Here is a 24,087-nt window from a genome sequence, read left to right as displayed (position 1 = left end):
CCGCGCCGCGGCTCTGGGAGGATGCGCATGAAAAAGGTATATGTGCTGGATACCAACGTAATGATACAGTCTCCGCTCGCCCTGCTCTCGTTCGAGGACAACGACATCGTCCTTCCGATAGTGTGCCTCGAAGAGCTCGACAGGCTCAAGGGCGACGACGGCGAGCGCGGCGCGAACGCGCGCGAGTGCATCCGTTTTCTCGAAAAGCTGCGCGTCTCGGGCAACCTTCTCGAAGGCGCACCCCTGCCGGGCGGAGGCACGCTGCGCGTCGAGGCGAACTGCACCGGAGTAGAGCTGCCGGAGGGGCTGCCCGAGTCCAAGAGCGACAACAGAATTTTGAAAATCTGCCGCGCGCTCGCGGACAGGGGCGGGCGCGTCGTACTCGTCAGCAAGGATATAATAGTCCGCCTCAAGGCGCAGATGATGGGGCTCGCCGCCGAGGACTTCACGACGGAGCAGTCGCCGAAGCTCGCGGAGCAGTACACGGGGCGCGCCTCCGTCTACACCGCAGACGAGAACATGCAGGGCTTCAAGAAGAAGGGCCTCCCGCCCGAGGCGGTCTACATTCTGCGCGGAGGCGAGCGCGAGCCGTTCTTCCCCGTCGCGAACCAGTTCGTCATAATACGCTCCGAGCTTTCGGAGAAGAAGACGCTGCTCGGGCGCTTCAACGGAGAGAAAATCGTCGCGCTCGACAGCTTAAAAAAAGAGCCCTTCGGCGTGAAGCCGAAGAACGTCGGCCAGCGCTTCATGCAGGAGGCTCTGATGCAGAGCGCCGCGGCAGCGCCGCTCGTCATAATAAAAGGCCCGGCGGGAACGGCGAAGACCTTCTACTCGCTCGCGGTCGGCCTTGAAAAAATAGTGAACGCGCAGGAGCGCGAATACCGCCGCATACTCGTGACAAGGCCGAACGTGCAGTTCGACGCGGACATAGGCTTCCTGCCCGGCAGCGAGCAGGAGAAGATAGCGCCTTTCCTGCGCCCGGTCATAGACAACCTCGAAGCGCTCGTCGACCGTGACGAGAACGAGCGCTACAGAGACGAGTTCGAGCTTTCGGGGAAAATAGACGAGCTGTTCGAGCGCGGCTACATTTCGACCGAGGCGCTCAATTTCGTGCGCGGGCGCACGATTACAAAAACCTACCTGATTATAGACGAGGCGCAGAACCTAACGCCGAAGCAGGCGAAGGGCGTCATCACGCGCGCGGGGCGCGGCACAAAGCTGATTCTGCTCGGCGACCCGGAGCAGATAGACCACCCGTTCCTCGACGAGCGGACGAACGGCCTATCCTACGCGAGCGAAAAGATGAAGGGAAGCCCGCTATGCTTCCAGCTCACTATGGAGCCGGGCGAGTGCGAGCGCTCGCCGCTCGCGTCGGACGCCGCGGCGCGGATGTAATTACAGCCCGAGGCTTTCGAGGAAGGCCGTCACGCAGCGCGACGGCGTTTTCGAGTAAAGCAGGCCGTAAGGCACGCGGTAGTCCCATTCCGCGGGAATCGTGACGAGCGACGGATGGACGCCCGCCCACGCGTCGAGCGTCAGCAGGATGCAGCCAGAGCGTTCGCTTTTATTAAACACTCCCGCGTCGTAAAAATAGGGCGCGTCCACAATTTCAATCTCAGGATATTTTTCTTCGAGCATATCGCGCAGGCCGTCGAGCGCCTCCGCGTCGCCGCGACGGCACATCATCAGCCGCTCGCCGCGCAGATCCTCGGGCCTCAGCGACTTTGCTCCGGCCAGCCTGTGCCCAGACGGAACCGCAAAGCAGACCGCGTACTCGCCGAGCGCGCGGACGTTGCAGAGGCCGCGCCAGAGCCGCGAGCCGCACGGGCCGACTATTATGTCTATCGAGCGCCCGAGGTTCGAGAGCGTCGCCAGAATTCCGCCGGAGTCGTCGTCGAACGGGACGATGCGCACATCCACGCCCTCCGGCCCGCCGCCGCGCCGCCCCATGAGGTCGACGAGGACGCCCGCGGGATTCAGCAGCGACGTGCCTATCCGCACCGCGCCGCGCCCCTCCGCGGCGTCCCTCGCGCGCGACGCCGCCTCCTCGAGCTCCGCGGCAATGCGCTTCGCGTCGCGGTAGAACGACTCCCCCGCCGCCGTCAGCGCGACGCCGCGGCTCGTGCGCTCGAAGAGCTGCGCGCCGACCTCCGTTTCGAGCGCGTTTATCTGATTCATCACGGAAGCCGGGGTCAGCAGCATACTCTCCGCCGCCTTCGCAAAGCTCCCGCGCTCCGCCGCAGTTATGAAAGCAGTCAGCAGCTTGTCCCGCACCGCAAAATCCTCCAAGCGTTTAATAAATCTAAACGCCGTTATAACATTTCCGCCAATTCCGCGTCAAGCGCCGCAGCTGTAAAATTATAATAACAGGCGGACGAAGGGCCGCTTTCATAGAAAAATACGCGCGGCGCGGAGCCGCGATGACACAGGGGGAAGGACGAGAATGGCATACCTCGGAGAAGAAATCAAAAAACTGGGCTTCGGCCTCATGCGCCTGCCCAAGAACGGCGACGTCATAGACGTCGAGCAGACCAAGACGATGGTCGATAAATTCATGGCGGCGGGCTTCACATACTTCGACACCGCGTGGGCATACCCTGGCAGCGAAGAGGCGATCCGCGCCGCGCTCGTCGAACGCTATCCGCGCGAAAGCTACCGGCTCGCTACGAAGAACGCCGCGTGGATTGAGTGCAAAACGCGCGAAGAGGCTGTCAACCAGTTCAACACGTCGCTCGAACGCACAGGCGCGGGATACTTCGACTTCTACCTGCTCCACAACCTCGGCGAACACCGCACGAAATTCTTCGACGACTTCGACATGTGGAGCTTCGTTAAGGAAAAGAAGGCCGAAGGGCTCATCAAGCACGCCGGTTTCTCCTTCCACTCGACGCCCGAAGAGCTCGAAGAAATCCTCGACGCGCACCCCGAGATGGAATTCGTCCAGCTCCAGATAAACTACGCCGACTGTGATAACCCCGCTGTGCAGTCGCGCCGCTGCTACGAAGTCGCGCGCGCCCACGCCAAGCCGGTAATCATAATGGAGCCGGTCAAGGGCGGGATGCTCGCGACGCCGCCCGAGAAGGTGCGCGAAGTCTTTGAAAAGGCCGCGCCGGAGGCCTCCGTCGCATCGTGGGCCGTGCGCTTCGCGGCGAGCCTCGACGGCGTGATAACCGTGCTCTCCGACATGAGCAGCGTCGAACAGATGGACGACAACCTATCTTACATGAAGGACTTCAAGCCGCTCGACGCTCAGGAACAGGCCGTAATCGAAGCCGCGCGCGCCGAACTTGCGAAATATCCCGTCATTCCATGCACGACCTGCAACTACTGCGCGAAGGTCTGCCCGCAGAACGTCGGCATATCGGGGACCTTCACGGCGATGAACTGCCTCATCCTCTACGGCAACAAGGAAGCGGCGAAGGTTCAGGAAGACTGGCTCACGGAAGGCCACGGCAAAAAACGCGCCGCCGACTGCATAAAATGCGGCCGCTGCGAAGAAGCCTGTCCGCAGCACATAAAAATCCGCGCCGAACTCGAACGCGCGTCGAAAGCGTAGGAAACCTATGCGCGCGCCGACAGCCAAACACAACGGCGAACTAAAGCAAATGCAGCGTAACCTAGAACACTAGATTAGAACAGCACCTCCCGACTTGAACATGTATAAGCACTCACCGACAAAAACTATACAACCATTGTTCCAAATGGCCCTGTATTCCAACAGAGTCACTTAGAACTGGCCTGTATGAACTCATCACCCTAATAGTGTAATATGTAGCCATCAATGACCTTTTTGCTTAATCATGTTTATCAGTGCAAGTTTGTCTAAGTTACGGGGCTCGATTTATAATCAGAGGTCTTGATTTACACTAAAAAGCGCGGGCTTTGCGCCCGCGCTCCATACGTTTGGGTTTTTCTGTTATTTGAGGTTTAGAGGAAGTACGCCTGGTTGTTCTGAGCGCCGTATTTGATGCTGCTGATTTCGTCGAGCTTCTGGACGTTGTGGACGGCGTTGATGTAGCGCAGCGTGCCGCTCTTCGCGCGCATGACGAGGGAGCTCGTCTCGATGCCGTCGCCCGTGTAGCGGACGCCGCGGAGCCAGTCGCCGTCGGTGACGCCGGTGGCCGCGAAGAAGACGTTTTCGCTCTTGACGAGGTCGTTGAGGTGGAGGACCTTGTTGACGTCCATGCCTTTTTCTTTGCATTTCTCACGGTCTTCGTCGTTGCGCGGCCAGAGCTTGCACTGCATGTTGCCGCCGATGCACTTGATGGCGCAGGCGGTGATGATGGCTTCCGGCGAGCCGCCGACTCCCATGAGGAGGTCGATTCCGGAATTCGGTTTGCAGGTGGAGAGTGCTCCCGCTACGTCTCCGTCGGGGATGAGGCGGATACGGGCGTGGATGGAGCGGATCTCTTTGATGAGCTCTTCATGGCGCGGCCTGTCGAGGACGACTACCGTGACGTCTTCGACGGATTTGCGCAGCGCGCGCGCGACGGCGCGGATGTTGTCGGTCGGGCTGGCTTCGATGTTGATAGCGTGAGCCGCGTAAGGACCGGTCGCTATCTTGTCCATGTAGAAGATATGCTGCGGGTTGTACATCGTTCCGCGCTCTGCGAAGGCGACGACGCTGACTGCGTTCGGCAGACCGTAGGCGGTGAGGCGCGTTCCGTCGATCGGGTCTACGGCGATGTCGACCTGCGGTTCTGCGCCGCGGCCGAGTTTCTCTCCGTTGAAGAGCATCGGCGCTTCGTCTTTTTCGCCCTCTCCGATGACGATGACGCCGTCCATCTCGACGGTGTTGAGCATGAAGCGCATAGCGTTGACGGCGGCTCCGTCGACGCCGTTTTTGTCGCCGCGGCCCATCCAGCGTCCCGCGGCCATAGCGGCGGCCTCGGTGGCTCTTACCATTTCAAGCGCTAGGTTTCTGTCAGGTGACATAACAAAAATCCCCCCGTATTATTTTGTGTTGGAAGCCCCCGCGCCGCAAAGCTCCGGGAAGCGGCCGAAGACCTCATCGATATGCTTTAGATAATACCCCAAATCAAACAAAGATTCCAGTTCCTGCGCGGACATATTGGTGATTCTCTCGTCGGATTTCAGCAATTCGAGCAGAGGGATTTTCTCGTTCCAGCAGCGCATGGCGTTGCTCTGCGCGATGGCGTAGGCGTCCTCGCGGCTGATTCCCTCGTGCTCTACGAGCTCGATGAGGACGCGGCCCGAGAAGAGCAGGCCTTTCGTGATATCCATGTTCTCGCGCATTTTCTGCGTGTCGACGGCCATGCCGGAGACTATCTGTATCATTTTCTTCGTCATGTAGTGGAGCAGGTGGAAGGCGTCGGGCCACATTACGCGCTCGACGGAGGAGTGGCTTATGTCGCGCTCGTGCCAGAGGGCGATGTTCTCAAGCGCGGGGACCGCGTAGCCGCGGAGCAGGCGCGACATTCCGCAGACGCGCTCGCAGAGTATCGGGTTTTTCTTGTGCGGCATCGCGGAGGAGCCTTTCTGTCCCTTCTTGAAGGGTTCTAGCGCTTCGAGCACTTCGGTGCGCTGAAGGTGGCGGATTTCAAGCGCGAGACGTTCGAGCGAGCCGCCCGCTATCGCCATGTCGGTTATTACGCGCGCGTGGCGGTCACGCTGGACTACCTGCGTAGCTACGGGGTCTATCGTGAGGCCGAGAAGCTCGCATACGCGCGCTTCGATTTCGGCGGGCAGTTGGCGTATGTGCCGACGGCGCCGGAGAGTTTGCCGACCATCATCTCTTTCTTCGTCTGTTTCAGGCGCGCTATGTCGCGTCCTATCTCGGAGTAGTGGTTGAGCAGCTTGAGGCCGAATGTCGTCGGCTCGGCGTGGACGCCGTGGGTGCGGCCCGCGCATGGCGTCATTTTATATTCGACGGCTTTTTCTCCGACGAGTTTGTGCAGCTTCTCGAGCTCCGCGATGACGACGTCGAGGCTTTCGCCGAGCATGAGCGACGAGGCGGTGTCTATAACGTCGCTGCTGGTCAGTCCGAGGTGGACGAAGCGGCCCGACTCGCCTATCGTCTCGGCGACGCTCGAGACGAAGGCAATCACGTCGTGCTGCGTGACTTCCTCTATCTCGTGAATGCGCTCGACGGAGAAGCCGGCTTTTTCGACGATGTTCTTATAGTCCTCGTCGGGGACGACGCCCTCCTCGTGCCACGCGCGCGTGGCGGCGAGCTCGACGTCGAGCCAGCGGCCGAAGCGGTTCTGGTCGGTCCATATTTTCTTTATTTCGGGTGTCTCGTAGCGCGGTATCATGTTGTGACCTCCTGATTTATATTTTTAAATTTCTCTTACTTCTCGCTTCCAGTCCTCCCGCACGAGCTCGAGCCACGCGTCGTAGGCGCCGCTTTTGAAGTCGGGGAAGGTATAAAAAAAGCTCTCCCAGCGTCCTTTTCTCCGGCAGAGCGTAACTTCGCAGAATATCCCGTCGCGCAGGTAGACGCGGTGCGCCTGCCCCTTCGTCGATGCGAGCAGCAGCCGCGCGCCGTCTATCGTGCCTGGGTCTATGTTGACGCGGCGGCCCGCTCCGCCGCCGCTTTCGCGCTCCATCGCGCAGCTTTCGAGCTTCCACGACGGCAGGTCCGACATTTTATAGAGCCCGGGGTACGATACGAATACGCGGTCGAGCTCGGGCGCTATCTCTTCGTAGTAGTTCGTCCACACGAAGGGGACGCGAGCGCCGACGCGCTGCGGCTCGCCCCATTTTCCGGCGAGCATGGAGAGAGTGCGGCGGAGCGTATCTTCGTCGCCGCGCGGCACGAGCAACGCCGCTATTTTTTTTACGAGCGGGTCGCGCGGGTGGCGGCCTTCGCAGTCGTGCAGGAGGACGCCGCTATTCGTCATGCTTTATGTCGAGCAGCGTCTCGACGAAGGCGCGCGGCTCGAAGAGCTGAAGGTCGTCGATGCCCTCGCCGAGGCCGACGTAGCGTATCGGCATCTTGAGCCGCTCCGCTATCGCTATGACTATGCCGCCCTTCGAGGTGTTGTCGAATTTCGTCAGCACGACGCCCGTTATCGGCATCGCCTTGCCGAAGGTCTCGGCCTGCATGAAGCCGTTCTGCCCCGTAACGGCGTCGAGGACTATGAGGACCTCGGATGGGCCTTCCGGTATCTCGCGCTTGATGACGCGCGTGACCTTCGAGAGCTCTTCCATGAGGTTGGATTTCGTGTGGAGGCGGCCCGCGGTGTCGACGAGTATCACGTCCGCGTCCGCTGACTTGGCGGCGAGCAGCGAGTCGTAGACGACGGCCGCGGGGTCGCTGTCCTGCTTCTGCGCTATGACGCGCACTCCGGCGCGCTCGCCCCACGCCTTAAGCTGCTCTATCGCGGCGGCGCGGAAGGTGTCGGCCGCGGCCATGATGACCTTTTTCCCCTCGGCCTTGAACTGCGAGGCGAGCTTGCCGCAGGTGGTCGTCTTTCCGCTGCCGTTGACGCCAATCATGATGACAACGGACGGTTTGCGCTCCACGTCGAGCGGGCGGCCCATGCCCGGGACGGCTTCGAGGCGCGCTATGAGCAGCTCGGCAAAGGCGTTTTTCAGCTCGCGCTTGTTGCTTATCCTCTTGTCTATCATCACGCGGCGGAGCTCCGTTATAAGCTCCTCCGTCGTCTCTATGCCTACGTCGCCGAGTATGAGCTGCTCCTCAAGCTCGTCCCAGAACCCCTCGTCCACGGGGTCGTCCGAGAAGAGGTTGGAGACGCTCTGCGTCCATTTGTTCCCGGCGTTTTTCAGCTTTTCGGCAAAACTTTTGAAAAAGCTCAATTTATGTGCCTCCTTCTGTAAAATCGCGCCGTTCCGCGGCGCGCGCTATTCGGCGCTCTTTTTCGCGCCGGAGGGCCGCCTGCGGCGCGGCGAATGGCGTCTCGGCCTGTCGCCGCCGCGTTTTTCTTTTTCGGGCTGTTCCGGCTCGGAGCCGAAGCGCGGGGCCGCGTCCGGCGCTTCCGTTTCCTCGCCTTCGGGACGGCGCTCCGGGCGCGGCGCGTGCTTTTTCCTGCGTTTATTGCGGCGGCGTTCGTCGCGCGGCTCCTTCTGCGCCTCTTCGCCGGAGGGCGCGGCGGCGCGCTCGCGGCGCGGCTCGGGAGCCTTTTCCTTTTCCGCCGTCACGCGGAAGCTCTGTATCTCCATGTGGAAGGCGTCCTGTACGGAGAAGAGCGGCTCTTCCTCGGGTTCGACCTCGGGGACGACCCATTCGCCGCCGGAGGCGACCGTCTCTCGGAATTCCTCGAACTGCTCCTTCGGTATCTTGACCTCGCCCTTGCCTGCGATGAGGCAGCGGAGGCTCTGCGTTGGCAGGTCGATGCCCGCTACGATGACGCTGCCGTTCGGCGTCTTTATCTTGGAACCTGGGTGCGGGAAGCCCTCCCACGCCTCGTGGTAGACCTCGTACTCGAAGCACATGCAGCACATGAGCCTGCCGCAGATCCCCGATATCTTCGAGGGGTTGAGCGCGAGATTCTGCTCCTTCACCATTTTTATGCAGATCGGCGCGAACTGGTTGAGCCAGTAGCTGCAGCAGCAGGGCCGCCCGCAGGGGCCGACGCCGCGGATTATCTTCGCCTCGTCGCGAACGCCGACCTGACGCAGCTCGATGCGCGTCTTGAACTCGCGCGCGAGGTCGCGCACGTAGGCGCGGAAGTCGACGCGCTGGTCGGACGAGAAGTAAAAGAAAAGCTTGCGCTTCGCGCGCAGGAACTCGACGTCGATGAGCTTCATGTCGAGGTTGTGCGGCTTCAGCAGCCGCTTCGCGCTCACGAGTATCGACTTCTCCTCCTCGCGGTATTCGGCCTCTCTGTCGCAGTCCTCCTCCGAGGCGAAGTCCACGAAGGTCAGGTCAGTGACGACGGGCTCCGAGTTCTTCATCACGCCGTCGCCGTGCTCCGACGAGTGCTTCAGCAGGCGGTATTCGGCCTCCTGCTCCGGGCTCACCTCGCCGACGACGAGCGCGAGCTCCTCGCCGCGCGTGGACTCGACGACGAGCTTTTCACATTTTTTTATATCCCCGTCGTACTCGACGAGGCCGAGATAACGCGGCTTACCATAGACCGCCAAGTATTTTCTCATAAGGAACGCCCTCCTTGAGCACCGCGAAGGCAGCGTCCTGTATCATCGATACGGAAAGCCGCCTCTGCTCCATTATGCGAATCAGAGTGTCGAGCTCCGACGCGCGCATATAATCCCCTCTGCCGGCGAAGTCGCGCGCCCAGCCCTGCATTTCGAGAAAGAGTATCTCGGGGCTCGGCTTTCTGCCCGCGTCCATCCAGCGCGCCCATTCGCGGGCGTCGCGCGGGGCCGGGGCGGGCTTCGTCATTTCCTCCGGCAGATCTATGTGTACCGACCAGATGCGGCTCTTTATCGTCGGTATCAGATTATTTTCTTCCGATATAAAAAGGATGCAGCCGTGGACCGGCGGCTCCTCCGTTATTTTGAGCAGGCTGTTCGACGCCTCGGCCGCGAGCTTGTCCGCGCTCCAGACGACCGCGAGCCTGCGCTTCGCAGAAAGCGGGTGCAGTGCCAGCTCGCCCTGGAGCCTGCGGCACTCCTCTATCGTCGGCGCGGCGTTCGCTCCGCCCGCGCTTATCATGTCCGGATGCGCGCCCTCCGTCCAGAGGCCGTCGTCGCCGAGGACGAGCCGCCCGTACATCTCGGCGAACGCGCCGTGCATGACCGACGGCAGGGATACGCCGACCGACTGCGGGAGCCGCCCCGCTTCGGCAGCGAGCGCCAGCTCGCGCCAGCCCTGCGATTCTTCTATAAGCGCGACGGTCTCCGCGTTCACAGCGAAAGCCCCTTGTCCGCGAGGCCGCGCTTCATCTCCGCGAAAATCTCCTCCGCCGTCCATTCGCCGCACTTCACAACGAGCCAGCGCTCTTCGTCAGCCGCGGCGAGCGCACGGTAGCCATCTGCTATCCTGCGCATGAAGGCGAGCCCCTCGCTCTCGAACGCGTCCGGCCTGCCGCGCTTCGCAACGCGCGAGAGCGCGAGCTCGGGCGCGATGTCGAAGAGCACCGTCACGTCCGGGGCCGGAAAACCGGCGAGCTCCGCAGCTCCGCGAAGCGGCTCGAACGGCATCCCGCGCCCCCAAACCTGATAGGCGAGCGTGGAATCGTGGTAGCGTTCGCAGACGACGTGCTTCCCCGCCTCAAGCGCGGGCGTTATGACGCGCGCGGCGTGCTCCGCGCGGTCGAGAAGAAAAAGGAAAAGTTCGCTCCAGGGATGCTTCAGAGAGCCGCCGAGAACCATCGAGCGCAGCTCAGCGCCGCCCTCCCAGCCGCCGGGCTCCCTCGTCTGCACGACCGCGCCGCGCGCCGAGAGCGCCTCGCAGAGCAGCCGCGCCTGGGTGGATTTGCCGCACCCGTCTATCCCTTCCAAGGTAATAAACATCACATCCCCGCCTTTACAACAGATAATCATAGCATATCTTGCGGTACAATATAACCCGAAGCACACAAACGGACGGAGGAACGCGAAAATGTACGAACTTATCCAGGCCGGCGAAAAAAGCTGGTATATAAAGAGCCCCGCGAACATCGGCGTCTACCGGATGAACGACGAAGAGGTCTGCCTCATCGACTCGGGCAACGATAAGGACGCCGGGCGCAAAATTTTAAAGATAATCACGGAGCGCGGCTGGCGCGTGAGCTGCATCGTCAACACGCACTCGAACGCCGACCACACCGGCGGCAACCAGTTCATACAGGGGCGCACCGGCTGCCGCGTGCTCTCGACCGACGTCGAAAACGCAGTCTCGCGCCATCCGATGCTCGAGCCAACGATGCTCTACGGCGGCTATCCATACGCGAAGCTGCGCAATAAATTCCTCATGGCGAAGCCGACGGAAAAAACCTGCGCCGTGGAGGACGGACTGCCCGCGGGCCTCTCGGCCATAAAGCTGCCGGGCCACTACTTCGACATGATAGGGATAATGACCGACGACGGCGTCTGCTTCCTCGCCGACTCGATATTCCGCCGCGAGATAATCGAAAAATATCACATCGTCTTCATCTACGACGTTGCGAAGTTCCTCGAGACGCTCGACATGATAGAGACGCTCGAGGCGAAGCTCTTCGTCCCCGCGCACGCCGACGCCGCGGAGGATGTGCATGAGCTCGCCGCCGCGAACCGCTCGAAGGTGCTCGAAATCGCGGAGCTTCTCGTCGGGCTCTGCCGCGAGCCGAAAACCTTCGAAAAAATCCTCAAGGCCGTCTTCGACCATTACGCGCTGACGATGGACGACAATCAGCACGTCCTCGTCGGAAGCACGATAAAGTCATACCTCTCGTACCTTTACGACGACGGCAGGGTGAAGGCGGAATTTATAGACAACGAGATGCTCTGGAGCGCCGCGCAGTAACGCGCGCCCGCCGATGATAATCAGCGCGAGCCGCCGCACGGACATACCGGCGCGTTACGCGGAGTGGTTCCTGCGCCGCGTGCGCGAGGGATACGCCGTCGCGCGCAATCCGATGAATCCGCGGCAGCAGCGGCGCGTAAGCCTGCGCCCGGAGGACGTGGACGCGATCGTCTTCTGGACGAAGAACCCCGCGCCGCTCATGCCGCGCCTCGCGGAGCTCGCGGACTATTCATATTATTTCCAGTTCACCGTCACGCCATACGGCTCGGACATCGAGCCTGGCGTGCCGGACAAAGAGAAAGAAATAATTCCGGCCTTCCGCCGCCTCGCCGGGACGATAGGCTCCGAGCGCGTGATATGGAGATGCGACCCGCTGCTCGTCGGCGAGCGTTACGACGTCGACTTCCATTTGAGGAGCTTTGAGAAATTTGCGCTAGCCCTCGAGGGCTTCACGCGACGCTGCGTATTCAGCTACCTCGACATATACCGCGGCATGAGCCGTGCAGCGAGGGAGCTCGGCTTCCGCGCGCCGGACGAGCGTGAAAAGCTCGCGCTCGCCCGCGAGCTTGCGCCGATGGCGCATGCGCACGGCATGACGCTCGAAAGCTGCGCAGAGGATATAAACCTCGAACAGTTCGGAATTTTACACACAAGCTGCATAGACGCCGCGCTGATAGAAAAAATCACGGGCCGCCCCGTCCTCCGGACAAAAGACAAAAACCAGCGCCCGCACTGCCGCTGCGCGCCGGCCACAGACATCGGCGCCTACGACACCTGCCCGAACGGCTGCAAATACTGCTACGCGACGCACAGCGCAAAGAAAACCGCCGCAAACGCAGCGAACCACGACGGCGGCGCGCCCTATCTGTAAGCACAGCGCCCGTATTTTTGCCGAAAGAGACTTATTACATTATAATAGCGGGCGAACGATGAAAGTCACCGTAAGCGGCAAAGACGGATCCGCGGGCCGGAGAGTTCACGAAGAAAAAGGCCCGCGGCATAATACATACAGGAAGAGGCGACAGACATGACGCAGTACGACGCGCGCAACATCTCCATGATGATGGACCTCTACGAGATGACGATGGCGCACGGGTATTTCAAGGAAGACCAGGAGGGCGACTTCGCCACATTCGACGTATTCTACAGAAGGAACCCCGACGGCGGGGGCTTCGCGATATTCGCCGGGCTCGAACAGGTGCTCGAATATCTCGAGAACCTCCACTTCGACGAACGCGACATAGAATACCTGCGCTCGCTCAAAATATACGACGAAGACTTCCTGCGCTGGCTCTCCGGTTACCGCTTCCGCGGCGACGTCATCGCGATGCCCGAAGGCAGCATCATGTACCCCGACGAACCAATCCTAACCGTCAACGCGCCGCTCATCGACGCGCAGCTCGTAGAGACCGCGATACTGACGCAGATAAACCACCAGTCGCTCGTCGCGACAAAAACCCAGCGCATCGTGCAGGCCGCGCAGGGACGCGGCGTCGCGGACTTCGGCGCGCGCCGCGCGCACAACATCGACGCCGCCGTCTACGGCGCACGCGCGGCCTACATCGGCGGCGCGGACAGCACCGCGACCGTCCTCGCGGGACAGATGTTCGGCATCCCCGTCAGCGGCACGATGGCCCACAGCTGGGTCATGTACCACGACGACGAATACACGGCATTCCGCCGCTTCGCCGAGCTCTACCCCGACAACGCCGTCCTGCTCGTCGACACATACAACGTCCTCGACTCCGGCGTGCCCAACGCGATAAAGGCCGCGAACGACGTCCTCATACCGATGGGCAAGCGGCTCAAAGGCATCCGCATAGACTCCGGCGACCTCGCCTACCTTTCGAAGGCGGCGCGCCAGCTGCTCGACGAAGCCGGCCTCACCGACTGCAAAATCGTCGCCTCCAACAGCCTCGACGAATTCACGATACGCTCCATACTCGACCAGGGCGGCTGCATAGACTCCTTCGGCGTAGGCGAGCGCCTCATAACGGCAAAAAGCGACCCCGTCTTCGGCGCAGTCTACAAGCTCGTCGCCGTCCACGAGGGGCAGGCCTGCCGCCCCACCATCAAAATATCCGAGACCTTTGAAAAAATCACGAACCCGGGACGCAAACAGCTCTGGCGCGTCTACGACTCCGACGGATGGGCCATCGCCGACCTCATCACAAAGGAGGACGAATCGCCCGACTTCAGCGGAGCCTACGCCTTCGTCGACCCGCAGAAGCCGTGGAAACGCCACGTATTCTCCGACCACACAATCCGCGGCCTGCGCGAGCTCGTCATGAAAGGCGGCAAAAGAGTGCGCCGCTCGCCCTCGCTCCAAGAAATACGCGCCTTCGTAAAACGCCAGCTTGCCACAGAAGTCTGGCCCGAAGAACAGCGCTTCGAAAACCCCCACCACCACTACCTAGACATGAGCCCCGCCTACTACAAAATGAAAATGGCGCTGCTCAAAGAGGCGCAGCAGCAGGGGTAAGACTCCATTTATGTAAATAAAATGTCATATATCGGGAAACGCATACATAAGGCGCTTCCCGATGTTTTGCCGCACGCACCCTAGAAGTCTGCCATACGAGTACATAATAATTATGATAAACCAACATATTATTCAACACGAATTGGTATAGCGGCATGTCTATTCTGGCAAGTGCCCTACTCCGATGCTATTGCCTAAACTATCAGTGCATATGGCCCAATCGCTAGGCTAATGTATGAGAAACATCTGGCATCTAGTCTACCTTGGTCTAAGTTTCGCAATTACTCCGCCGATCAATTCCTTGATGCTGCCGCAAGAAGCGCTAAGGGCCTTATCGCTCGGAAGAAACATGTCTGCGCTCAATTCCTTCCGCTTTCTATATCCTCCGCTTGGATAAGCATAGATTTTAACACCATCAGGCATATAACGATGCGCAAAATCCATAGCACGTGCCATGTGAGAATTGCTGGTAACAATCACGACATGCTTGACGCCAAGCTCTTTGACTAACTCAGCGCTGTATTTTAAATTTTCATCAGTGTTACGGGATTTGTCTTCAAGGATGATTTTTGCCCGGCATCCCATTGTTTCAGCAGCGTCCCTCATCACTTCTGCTACAGATATCGAATGACGCTCATAAGTATCGCCGCCTGACATGATCAAAAACTTACACGACCGGCGTTCTTTTGACAATTTTACCGCAGCGTAAAGCCGCTCCATCGTAGATATAGAAGGCTGAAAAGGACGGCCGTTTTCGTCGGTTGACCACCCACCGGCAAGGACAACAACAGCCGTTGGTACGTTTTTAGGAGGTAATTGACGTCGATATGCATGTTCGATTATATTATGAATACTTATTGCAAAAATAGGAATACTTATAATATACATCAGAAGCGCTATCAAGCACAGCGCACATACAAAGAGTTTATGTATTTTCTGGCACATAGCCCAAACAGCAAGCAACAATATGATAAAAATAAATATCCCTGGGGGAAGAATAAAGGAGTAGATCATATGGTGCACAACCCTTTATACTTTTCGTTTTAAGATTTTTACACAAAAATTGACAGTATCTACAATTTGATTTTTATATACTATAATTACGATACAATACATACATGCATATAATAAATATTTCAAGCCTCCTGTCAGGCTTAGATTAATGTAAGACAACAATAACAATACAATAATGGCGACTGACATCTGCACAAATGAATCGACGGCCCTATAATATTTATTAGCCATATAAGAAGCTATATATAGTCCAAATATAGAAGACAGAGCAGAACTTAAAGCCGCTCCTACTAACGTATACTTATAAATCAATGCCAAACAAAGTACATAATTTAAGGCTAATACACAAGCAGATACCAATAATTCATAATATGTTTTTTGTGCTAAACGTATACCGATTCTAGTTGTTTCAGCAATTGTATATACAACAGGGACAATGATAAGAATAGGGAAAATACGTTTACTGGCACGAAAATCCGTCCCAACAAGTATATATAAAATATCTTGCCCAACAACAGCTGTCATAGCAAATAAAGTAATAACAAGCACAATGTATTTATGTACTGTTTGTATGGTCTTTTGTTCCGTTTTATAGTTTGCAAAAACAAAAGCCGGCCAATATGCGTTAAAGCCTGACTGTACCAGTGCGAGGACGCTTGCCATCGTCACCGCATTTGTATAAATTCCTATAGCGTCGAATCCTACATGGCTGCGCAGTACAAATTGCGGCAAATACATATTTGCCATCGACAAGAAGAAAGTCGGAACTAACGGGACGGCATATTTCGTCAATCTTATTAACAGCACATACGTAATATTATAAACACCGAAGAAAAGACCTCTGGGAATAAAATAAATCAACGCTGCGATACATAATAAAATATTTGAAGCTACTAATATTGTCGTTGCTGTTTCATATGTGGCATCCCATACTGCGGCAAAAATATAAATACATCGTGTAACAACAGCAGTAGATATCGCCTGCAGCGAATAAAGGAAAATATTCTGGCGCATTCTGGAAATTAGGGTCGTATATTGAATTATCACTTTAGGTATCAATAATAGTATCAGAGAAATAACGCACCAAAGGGAAAACTGGCCAGATACTGACATGGATATCTTTTTATAAAATAAGAGAGAAAAAACAGAAATCACAACTAGCGCACACATCGAGATAAACATACATTGCCCCGCGAAAGTTTCAATTTTGTTTCCCTCTTCGCTATCGTTACAAAAACGAACAAATGCTTGCTCATACCCCATATTACAAAACACCATAAGAATGTTGGCATAAGCGATGTACATATTTATTTTGCCCATCTCTGTCGTTGAAAAAAATCTAGTTGATAGCGGTATTGAAATCAAGCTCAGAATAGCCCCTACATACGTAGCTGTTGAGTATCCTAATATATTTTTAAGGAAAGTTTTTGATGAAATCATATTATCTTGCCATCATTGCATACTTTTATGAAGTACTAAATTTGTAAAAGCCAGAATTAATGCGAAAAACAGCCAAATATATTCTTTTGTCATGTTAGAACTGGCAGAAATACATCCAATTGAGTATGCTATTAAAAAAGACGCAAACGAAAGAGCATAATATCTTTCTTGTATATTATAGCTAACCGTTTTGTAAATCATAACATTATCAACAATTAATTTGATATACATAATTATATAAAGTATAAATATAATTACTCCATAATCTACAAGGATTTCCATCCACCAATTGTGCATATTAATAATGCCATACGTTGTGTGATAACCATCTGAACAGCTATTTATTTCCATATAATAATTAGTATTACCACTCCCAACACCTAACAAGAAAGATTCTTTCAGAAATATAAGGCCATTCAATATGAGATTTTTACGCACACTTATAGAATCCCCATTGTCACATGTACCAATTAATTCTAATATGAAATTAATAATTTGCCGATATAATGTTGGATAGATTAGACTAAAACTACCTAATAAAATAAATATCAGCAACACTTTTATACTTTTAGAAAATTTATTTTTTTTCACAAATATAAGAAATGTAATGCCTAGAATAAGAGCTATTAGATTGGCTCTAGATGAAGCCATATAAATTAAGCAGGACATGCTAAGTGCATTCAACAGAACCAATGTTTTTATAACCCAAGATCTACATATATAAATAAAACTAATAGAAATAAAAAAACCAATTAACATACCCGTTGCGAAATTATTTGTATTTCCTAACGCTGAGGCAGGATATTGGTTTATTGAATATATAGCAGACATATTACTTGAAATAAAGTAATATTTACCTGATATAATTTCAAACCATCCAATTAATGAATGTAATGTAAGGACAAAATACATTAACTTTAAAGAAATACCAATATATTTAGTTGTTATTAACAATTTATTACATATAATAATACAAGCAACCCCAATGAATAATGAATATTCAGCAATTATCCACCATTTATATGATTTGACCCAAAGAAACGACGCAAGACCATAAATAAACCATACAATGAAAAAATAATAATATAAAAAGTTATTAAGATTATTATAATTATATGTGTGATTTAAGGAACAGCAAGATTTTTGGGGTTCACGACGACAACAACACAACATCACAACTATTGGCAGCAGCACACTAATGATTCTAAATATTGTTACGTTTATCCCCTTTATGTTTATCGCCCATATATTTGCGCCGCAAAGAGATAATACAATTAAAAGATAGATGTAGCCTCTAGCGAAAGTCTTCATACTTTCATGATACCTTTTTAAACACTTCATGCATTATGCAATAACAATTCTCCCAATGGTAGAGAGACTTTACACGTTGTATTCCATTTTGACCGTATATTTTTCGCTTCTTATCGCATCGAATCAGTTGAAGTATAGCTTCTGCCGCAGCTTTGGGATCATGTTTAGGAACAACAATGCCTGTCACACCATTTTCAACAACTTCCGGTAATCCTCCGGCATCAGATACTATGACAGGCAGGCCACACGCTGAGGCTTCAAGTATCGCAACGCCAAAACTTTCATTTTCGCTTAAGGCTACATAGATATCAAAAGAATGTAATACTTCTGGTACTTTATTATGTGGGATTTTTCCCAGGAACTCACATTTATCTGCTATTCCAAGACTTGCCGCGAGGTTCACAAGTTCTGTGCCCTGCAGGCCATCCCCGGCAATTACCAGCTTTAAGCTTTTGTCAACGAGCTTATTAGCTACAATGGCAAAAGCCTTTATCAGTGTATTTATGCCATATTGCGGCGCAAGCGTTTTTACTGTGCCGATTACATGCACTTCTTCCGCAAAATTCTTTTTTGGAGTAAATTTGGTAGTATCAATACCAAATGGAGTCACAAAAATTTTTTTAGAAGACCTCAACAAACTTTCAGTCTGTTTTTTCATGACTTCGCTTGTAGAACAAATAATGTCTGCTGCGTCTAAATTTTTCTGTATTATTGACATCTTGATATGTGATTCATAGGGAAAATCATAGACATCGCTTCCCCATACGGATAGTACGAGCGGATGATAACCAGAAAGTCTCGCCAATGTCCCATATCCGCTGGCATAATGAGCATTCAGCACATCCGGCTTAATACGTTTTAAAATTGACTTTATTGCCCAAACATTTAAGTAATATCCCAACGGTGCTTTTAATGGCAACATGTGAGCACACACGCCTTGGTGCAACTGATCAACGGACAAATTATGCATACTTATGACATGAACTTCATGTCCGTGTTCTGCAAAGACATTAGCCCAACGTATTGTATGTATGGAACTTAATGGCGCTAAAAAGGCTATCTTCATGGCAGGATGGTAGAATAGTTATTTAGCGTAGCTTTTCATTATTATTTCCACAGTCTTCCTAGCTCTCTCCCCGTGCACATCGGCTCACACTTGCCGTCAAGCACGTCCAACACGTGCCTGTAATACGGCAGGTGTCCATGCCCATAGACGGATTTCGGCGCTTCGTTGGCGTTTTTGACTTCTTCGTCCATCGGGTCTTGGTCTGCGAATTCCCAGTGTTCTATCTGGTTTAAGGCAAAGCCGCCTACTCTTACCGTGCCTTTGTCGCCGAGGATGGTCAGGCTGCCTTCGAGGTTTTTCGGGTAGGTAAGAACTGTGGCGTTTATGCTGCCTATGGCTCCGGTTTTGAATTTGATGGCTACAGATATGGTGTCTTCGGCTTCCATTTTTATTTTCTGTGTGGAGTAGAGCGCTTTTACGTCTTCAACTTCTCCGCCGAACCACTGTACGAGGTCTACGTAGTGGCTTGCCTGGTTCGAGAGGCAGCCGCCGTCTAGTTCGTATGTGCCGCGCCACTTCGCCATGTCGTAGTAGTCCTGCGGACGAGTCCAGAGGACGTTTGCTAGTATCATGTAGCTTTTACCGAAGCGGCCTTGTTCGTAGGCACGGCGCAGAAGCTGGATGCTGGGGTTGAAGCGGTTCTGCTTTACCACCATGTATTTTACTCCGGCTTTGTCCGCAGCTTCTATCGCTTTATCGCAGGCTTCAAGTGAGCAGCCCTGCGGTTTTTCGGAGAGGATGTTTTTGCCTGCTTCAGCCGCTTCTATCGCCTGATAAGGATGAAGGCCTGACGGCGTGCAGAGCGTTACGAGGTCGGCGTCGGTCTCTTTGAGCATTTGCGAGTAATCCGTGTATGCGCGGCATTCTCCGCCGACTTTCATCGCCGCTTCTATGGCGCGTTCTGGGATTATGTCGCAGCAAGCTACGAGTTCCGCAAGTCCTTCAGATTTGAGCTGGTTTATCGCTTCTATATGGTTTTTGCTTATTCTGCCGCATCCGGCTAGGGCTATTTTGTGCATTGCGTTTACCTCCATCTCTCAACTTTTTATTTATAAGGTCTCTTTTATCCAGCAACTACGATTCTTATCTTCCAAGGATGATTGTTTGTATGCCTGTTGACTCCAAAACTCTTTAACGACTTTATTCTTCGGAGTCTCTATATACTCACCTATGATTTCTCGGATCCCTTCTTCTTTGAGGCTTTGTTCTATATGTTTGAGGAAATCCGTCTCCACGTTCCTCCCCATAACCCTGCAGCTCATAAGGAACGTGTCTATGACCGCTCTGTGTTCTGGTTCAAGTCTTACTATCGCCAGTATGACTTTGCCGTAGCTGCCGAATTTGTCTTCCAGTTCGCCTATCCATAGCTTGTAGTTTTTGTCTTCTTTCATCCTGCGGATGTCGCTTTCGGTGTAGCGTCTGGTCGTCAGGTTGAACTGGTTCGTCTTCTGCGTGAGCTGCGCCGCGCGCGGGATGTCTTCTTCTGTTATCTCGCGTATGGTGAGTTTCATTTCGAGCGATTTGAGATAATCTTCCAGTGACGGAGCTTCTTTTTTGAGTTCCGAACGTTTGTGTTCTATCTGGTATTGCTCCGTCTTCTGCGTATCTTCTTTCGTTAGTTTTAACGTGGGGAAATATTTCTTCCCTATCTCTATCGCAAACTTTTCAAGGTTTGCAGTATCTTTGGGAAATTCAGGAACGATTACCTGTGGAAGTGCCGTTTTTACGGCTTCTCTTTCAATCGGATTGTCGTCTATGAATACGAAGGAGTCTAGACCGATGTTAAGTTCTTTGGCCAGTTCGCCTATGTTGACGGGCTTAGGCTCCCAGTTGGCTTTTATGGCTACGAAGTCTTTTTCGCGCAGTATCATGTCTGGATGGTTGTTTATGCCGTCCAACGCGTCTTCGATGTTGTTTTTGGAGACTACTGCGAGTATCGCGCCTTCTTCTTTTATTTCTTTTATTCTTTTCTGGAAGTCGCGGTAACGAGAGCCTTCTTTGGTTGTGGAAAGCTCTATGCCGCCTATCCCGTCTTCCCCAATAACTCCACCCCATAGGGTGTTGTCGAGGTCGAGCACGATGCATTTGGCTCTGCGGCCTTTGATAGAGTTCAGAGCATAGGATATTTCTTCGGCTATAGCTTTTTCTCCGGTCATGGAGTACGGAATGCTTCCCAAGTACCACATGCGGTAGCTGTAAAACTTATCGCGTCCTACGTTTGCAGTGAGTTCTTTAATATCCAGCACAGGAGTGCCGTTTTCTTCTAGCACGTTGAGCCAGTAGGATTCAGCTTTATGTTCTATCCGTGCCGATATATATGGCTGTATCTTCTTATTAGGAATATCGAGAGAAGATACAAATATGGGAATGTCTTTATGGGACGAAGCGAATCCGATGATTACGGATAAAGCCTCGTCAAGAGTCGCTTGGGCTGACTCCCAGTTCGCAGGAAATGCGTCACCCATGAGCTGCGTGCCATCTAGGATGAGGAATACGCAGTCAGGCGTGCCGCCGCCGAATGAGGCGGACAGTAACTCCTGCGCCCATGTGTTGTAGCCGGAGGAGGTGTAGGTTTCTTCTCCGGTGGCTTTTGTTATGGCCTGGGCTAGGGAATCTATCGTTATGTTTGAAAGCAGCGCTATCATTTTCGTTACCCTCTTATCATATGCCCGCCGTCTATGACGTAGGACTGACCTGTCGCCCATCTGCTTTCGTCGGAGAGGAGCCAGACTATGAGAGACGCAGCGTTTTCCGGTTTGCCCAGACCGAGCGGATAGGATTTATCTATTGACGCGCGCTGCTCCTCCGTCATCCTGTCGAGGAATTCTTTGGACATATCCGTCTCTATTATTCCAGGCACTATCGCGTTGAGGCGTATTTTTCTCTGTACAAGTTCCAACGCGGCGGTATGCAGAAAACCTTCGAGTGCTCCTTTTGTAGCGGCGTATAAAGATTTTCCCGTTGCTCCTTCATGAGCTGAGAGCGATGAAATGAGCACGAAAGACGCTCCATCTTCGCTTATCATCTTCTTTTTCGAGAAGCAGCGTATGAGTTCTATCGGCGCAAAGGTATTAAGCGTGAAGAGCTCTTTTACCTTGTCAGGCTTGTTCATTGATATGGGCATGGTAAGCTGCGCCCCTGCCGTATATACGAGGCCGGAGATTGGGCCTGACTCGTGATTGACTTTGTCGGCAAACGCCTGTACCGCATCGATGTCAGAGAAGTCGCAGGAATATATATCGACGCCGTCATAGCCGCTGAATTTTTCTTTCATGGCTTCTTCGTTTCTCGCCGCGGCTATGACTTTGTATCCTCTCTCAAGCAACATTTTCGCAGTCGCGAAGCCTATGCCTTTCGATGCTCCGGCTACGAGGATTTTTTTATCTTTGTCAGCATTCATATTCGACCACTCCAGGGCAACAGCACGGGCCGAGTTCCATAGATACTGAGGCGAGTGAGAGTCCCGCTCCGAAACCGGACGCCAGTACTTTCAGGTTTTCCGTCTGTATTCTTTCGTGAAGCTCTGAAGCTAAAGTCACGGGGATCGTCGCCGAGCTCGAGTTGCCGTATTTCTGTATGGTCGTCGGCACTTTGTCCATAGGGAATTTCATTTTCTTGGCTACCTGACGGATCATGAAGAGGTTCGCCTGATGGAGAGCGAGTATGTCGTAGCATTCCGGCTCCGTCTGCGTCTCCTGCATAAGGAAGTCGAGGCATTTGGGGACGGAACGCACGACGAAGTTGAATACTTCCATGCCGTCCATTTTCATGTCTATGCCGCGGCGGATTCCTCCGTCGGTGTATTCCCTGTATTCGACGCTGTGTTCGTTTGCCCTGTTCCTGTATCCGCCTTCGGGGATGATGAGGGCGTTGCGTTTGCTTCCGTCTGTTTCAAAGGCGAACGTCCATTCTGTATTCTTTTCGCATGGCTCTATGATCGTCGCGGTCCCGGCGTCTCCGAAGAGAACGGCCGTAGCTTTGTCTTTCGTGGAAACAAAGTGGCTGTGAGTATCCCCGTCTAATAACAGAACCGGCTTAGAAAGCGATTGAGCGGTCAGCGCGGCAGCCCATAGACCATATATGTAGCCGGAGCAGGCTAAGTTTATATCAAACGCAGATACGGACAATGGCAGCTTAAGACGCTGCTGGGCATACGTCGAGTTATTGGGCAGCAGACAATCAGGCGTCTGGGTGACGCAGATTGCCCCTCCGAAGTCGTCGTAGCTTACGCCGCACTCGTCACGCAGATATTCAGCAGCCCTAATGCATAGATCAAGGCTTGTTATCTTGCCTTCCGGCGATGTGCGCCGTTCCGCTACACCTGTAGTTTTTATTACCCCGTCTATATCATCTCCATAGAGCTCACACGCGGCCTCCCTATTGGAAACGATATGGGACGGCACGCATGCGGCAAGTCCGGAGATTTTTATGTTATGAGCTTTTGCCAGAGCGAAGTCCGGCATTTTATTCCACCTCGGCGAAAGCGATGATGTCGCTTACAGACTTAATCTTTGCGATTTTTTCCAGAGGTATGGAGACGCCTTCCTCGTCAAGCGTCATGATTATCTGGAGGATTTTTAATGAGCTTACGTCGTCGAGCGAAGATAAACTGTCGACGGTACGGTCCAGTACATCTGATACTGTCGCTATGATTTTGTCTTCTATATCTTTATTCACGTTAGTCATGGTTGCTTGCATCCTTTCCGTCAGCGGGTTCTATTACAAGTTCGATAAGCCCCAGATTTTTCGAATATAGGAATACAACGTCTTTGCCGCCGAAGAGCGGCGCCGGAGCGGGTTTGTGCAGCACGGCGAAGCCCTTCGACGCAAATTCTTTCCTGCAGTCACCAAAGTCACGTTTTACTTCTGCGGTGAAGCAGATGTGATAGGGCGTCGGGCCATTCTTTTTCAGAATTTCTGAGACAGGTGAGTCCTCCGACATCGGCGAGACAAGTTCTATTGTATTGCCGCACGAGTCAGACATGAGCGTCAGCTTCACCTTTCTCGCATCATCTGTACAGACGTCGCCTACAGTTTTAAAGCCAAGCGCGGATAAATCCTGCATAGCCTTATCAACAGATTCAACGGCCCAGCCTATATGAGCTAAAGACAAATTGCCTGTCATGACGTTCCTTTCAGCGACTGTCTCTAGCTACTTATTCGTAGCTGCCTTATACAGATCTCCGATGGTGTTCATCTCAAGGAAATCATCCACAGAGACTTTCACGCCGCATCTGTCCTGCATAAAGATGAGGATACTGAACCCGGTGAGAGATGACCAGTAGTCGGCTGATTCACGGAAATCTGAGTCTAAGGTAAGCGTCGTTGGATCTGCTTCTATTATTTCGGCTATTTCTTCGACGAATTGCTTAACATCCATATGTAAGACCTCTTCTATATGAT

At 53.5% G+C, this 24,087-nt stretch carries 23 protein-coding genes and 1 pseudogene; 5 read left to right on the top strand and 19 right to left on the bottom strand.

Features of this window, described 5'->3' with window-relative positions; genetic code table 11:
* The first annotated feature begins 27 nt into the window (after positions 1–27).
* Positions 28–1,395, top strand: a complete 1,368-nt coding sequence (locus tag ABGT66_RS06180; protein WP_346689543.1) for a PhoH family protein — start codon at positions 28–30, stop codon at positions 1,393–1,395.
* On the opposite strand, the gene ABGT66_RS06175 is transcribed toward ABGT66_RS06180, so the two are convergent.
* The gene (locus tag ABGT66_RS06175; RefSeq protein WP_346689542.1) at positions 1,396–2,274 is read right to left on the bottom strand and encodes a LysR family transcriptional regulator; all 879 of its coding nucleotides are present in this window, start codon (positions 2,272–2,274) and stop codon (positions 1,396–1,398) included.
* Positions 2,275–2,443: 169 nt separating this feature from the next.
* On the opposite strand from ABGT66_RS06175, the gene ABGT66_RS06170 reads away from it, so the two are divergent.
* Positions 2,444–3,556, top strand: a complete 1,113-nt coding sequence (locus ABGT66_RS06170; protein WP_346689541.1) for an aldo/keto reductase — start codon at positions 2,444–2,446, stop codon at positions 3,554–3,556.
* 371 nt (positions 3,557–3,927) lie between these two features.
* Here ABGT66_RS06170 and glpX read toward each other — a convergent pair whose 3' ends face one another.
* From glpX to tmk, 7 genes and pseudogenes are all read right to left on the bottom strand, one after another.
* Positions 3,928–4,935, bottom strand: coding sequence for a class II fructose-bisphosphatase (gene glpX / locus ABGT66_RS06165; protein ID WP_346689539.1), 1,008 nt, complete (start codon positions 4,933–4,935; stop codon positions 3,928–3,930).
* A gap of 18 nt (positions 4,936–4,953) precedes the next feature.
* Positions 4,954–6,275: pseudogene (gene purB / locus ABGT66_RS06160) on the bottom strand (adenylosuccinate lyase).
* 24 nt (positions 6,276–6,299) lie between these two features.
* Positions 6,300–6,863, bottom strand: a complete 564-nt coding sequence (locus ABGT66_RS06155) for a DUF4416 family protein (protein WP_346689537.1) — start codon at positions 6,861–6,863, stop codon at positions 6,300–6,302.
* A complete protein-coding gene (ftsY, locus tag ABGT66_RS06150; RefSeq protein WP_303148717.1) occupies positions 6,853–7,782 on the bottom strand; it encodes a signal recognition particle-docking protein FtsY in 930 nt (309 codons plus the stop codon). The genes ABGT66_RS06155 and ftsY overlap by 11 nt, the downstream gene beginning before the upstream one ends.
* 45 nt (positions 7,783–7,827) lie before the next feature.
* Positions 7,828–9,081, bottom strand: a complete 1,254-nt coding sequence (gene ricT / locus ABGT66_RS06145; RefSeq protein WP_346689535.1) for a regulatory iron-sulfur-containing complex subunit RicT — start codon at positions 9,079–9,081, stop codon at positions 7,828–7,830.
* The gene (locus tag ABGT66_RS06140) at positions 9,053–9,796 is read right to left on the bottom strand and encodes a hypothetical protein (RefSeq protein ID WP_346689534.1); all 744 of its coding nucleotides are present in this window, start codon (positions 9,794–9,796) and stop codon (positions 9,053–9,055) included. The genes ricT and ABGT66_RS06140 overlap by 29 nt, the downstream gene beginning before the upstream one ends.
* Entirely contained in the window at positions 9,793–10,401 is a 609-nt protein-coding gene (gene tmk / locus ABGT66_RS06135; RefSeq protein ID WP_303148723.1) for a dTMP kinase, read from the bottom strand. Before tmk ends, ABGT66_RS06140 begins: the two co-directional genes overlap by 4 nt.
* A gap of 88 nt (positions 10,402–10,489) precedes the next feature.
* Between tmk and ABGT66_RS06130 the strand changes: the two genes are divergently transcribed.
* From ABGT66_RS06130 to ABGT66_RS06120, 3 genes are all read left to right on the top strand, one after another.
* Entirely contained in the window at positions 10,490–11,371 is an 882-nt protein-coding gene (locus tag ABGT66_RS06130) for an MBL fold metallo-hydrolase (RefSeq protein WP_346689533.1), read from the top strand.
* 13 nt (positions 11,372–11,384) lie between these two features.
* Entirely contained in the window at positions 11,385–12,242 is an 858-nt protein-coding gene (locus ABGT66_RS06125) for a DUF1848 domain-containing protein (RefSeq protein ID WP_346689531.1), read from the top strand.
* 156 nt (positions 12,243–12,398) lie between these two features.
* On the top strand, positions 12,399–13,853 hold the full coding sequence (locus ABGT66_RS06120; RefSeq protein WP_346689530.1) for a nicotinate phosphoribosyltransferase: 1,455 nt from the start codon (positions 12,399–12,401) through the stop codon (positions 13,851–13,853).
* Between the two features lie 258 nt (positions 13,854–14,111).
* On the opposite strand, the gene ABGT66_RS06115 is transcribed toward ABGT66_RS06120, so the two are convergent.
* The 11 genes from ABGT66_RS06115 to ABGT66_RS06065 all read right to left on the bottom strand — a co-directional run bounded on the left by ABGT66_RS06115 (position 14,112) and on the right by ABGT66_RS06065 (position 24,064).
* On the bottom strand, positions 14,112–14,867 hold the full coding sequence (locus ABGT66_RS06115) for a YdcF family protein (RefSeq protein WP_346689528.1): 756 nt from the start codon (positions 14,865–14,867) through the stop codon (positions 14,112–14,114).
* Between the two features lie 15 nt (positions 14,868–14,882).
* Entirely contained in the window at positions 14,883–16,307 is a 1,425-nt protein-coding gene (locus tag ABGT66_RS06110) for an oligosaccharide flippase family protein (RefSeq protein ID WP_346689526.1), read from the bottom strand.
* Positions 16,308–16,319: 12 nt separating this feature from the next.
* Positions 16,320–17,501: an O-antigen ligase family protein gene (locus tag ABGT66_RS06105; RefSeq protein ID WP_346689525.1), complete on the bottom strand. Its 1,182-nt coding sequence runs from the start codon at positions 17,499–17,501 to the stop codon at positions 16,320–16,322.
* Between the two features lie 121 nt (positions 17,502–17,622).
* Positions 17,623–18,684 (bottom strand): glycosyltransferase, encoded by a 1,062-nt coding sequence (locus ABGT66_RS06100; RefSeq protein ID WP_346689524.1) that lies wholly within the window; start codon positions 18,682–18,684, stop codon positions 17,623–17,625.
* Positions 18,685–18,725: 41 nt separating this feature from the next.
* Complete coding sequence (locus ABGT66_RS06095) at positions 18,726–19,703, bottom strand: Gfo/Idh/MocA family oxidoreductase (RefSeq protein WP_346689522.1); 978 nt, start codon at positions 19,701–19,703, stop codon at positions 18,726–18,728.
* Positions 19,704–19,733: 30 nt separating this feature from the next.
* Entirely contained in the window at positions 19,734–21,329 is a 1,596-nt protein-coding gene (locus ABGT66_RS06090) for an HAD-IIIC family phosphatase (protein ID WP_346689521.1), read from the bottom strand.
* A gap of 5 nt (positions 21,330–21,334) precedes the next feature.
* Positions 21,335–22,084 carry an SDR family oxidoreductase gene (locus ABGT66_RS06085; protein ID WP_346689520.1) on the bottom strand — a complete coding sequence of 250 codons (750 nt, stop codon included), beginning with the start codon at positions 22,082–22,084 and terminating at the stop codon, positions 21,335–21,337.
* Complete coding sequence (locus ABGT66_RS06080) at positions 22,074–23,147, bottom strand: ketoacyl-ACP synthase III (RefSeq protein WP_346689518.1); 1,074 nt, start codon at positions 23,145–23,147, stop codon at positions 22,074–22,076. Before ABGT66_RS06080 ends, ABGT66_RS06085 begins: the two co-directional genes overlap by 11 nt.
* A gap of 1 nt (position 23,148) precedes the next feature.
* Positions 23,149–23,370, bottom strand: a complete 222-nt coding sequence (locus tag ABGT66_RS06075) for a phosphopantetheine-binding protein (protein WP_346689516.1) — start codon at positions 23,368–23,370, stop codon at positions 23,149–23,151.
* Positions 23,363–23,809, bottom strand: coding sequence for a VOC family protein (locus ABGT66_RS06070; protein ID WP_346689515.1), 447 nt, complete (start codon positions 23,807–23,809; stop codon positions 23,363–23,365). The genes ABGT66_RS06075 and ABGT66_RS06070 overlap by 8 nt, the downstream gene beginning before the upstream one ends.
* A gap of 27 nt (positions 23,810–23,836) precedes the next feature.
* A complete protein-coding gene (locus tag ABGT66_RS06065) occupies positions 23,837–24,064 on the bottom strand; it encodes an acyl carrier protein (RefSeq protein ID WP_346689514.1) in 228 nt (75 codons plus the stop codon).
* Positions 24,065–24,087: the final 23 nt, after the last annotated feature.

The organism is uncultured Cloacibacillus sp., assembly GCF_963926575.1.
Classification (GTDB): Bacteria; Synergistota; Synergistia; order Synergistales; family Synergistaceae; genus Caccocola; species Caccocola faecigallinarum.
This window is presented reverse-complemented; position numbering and strand designations above follow the sequence as displayed.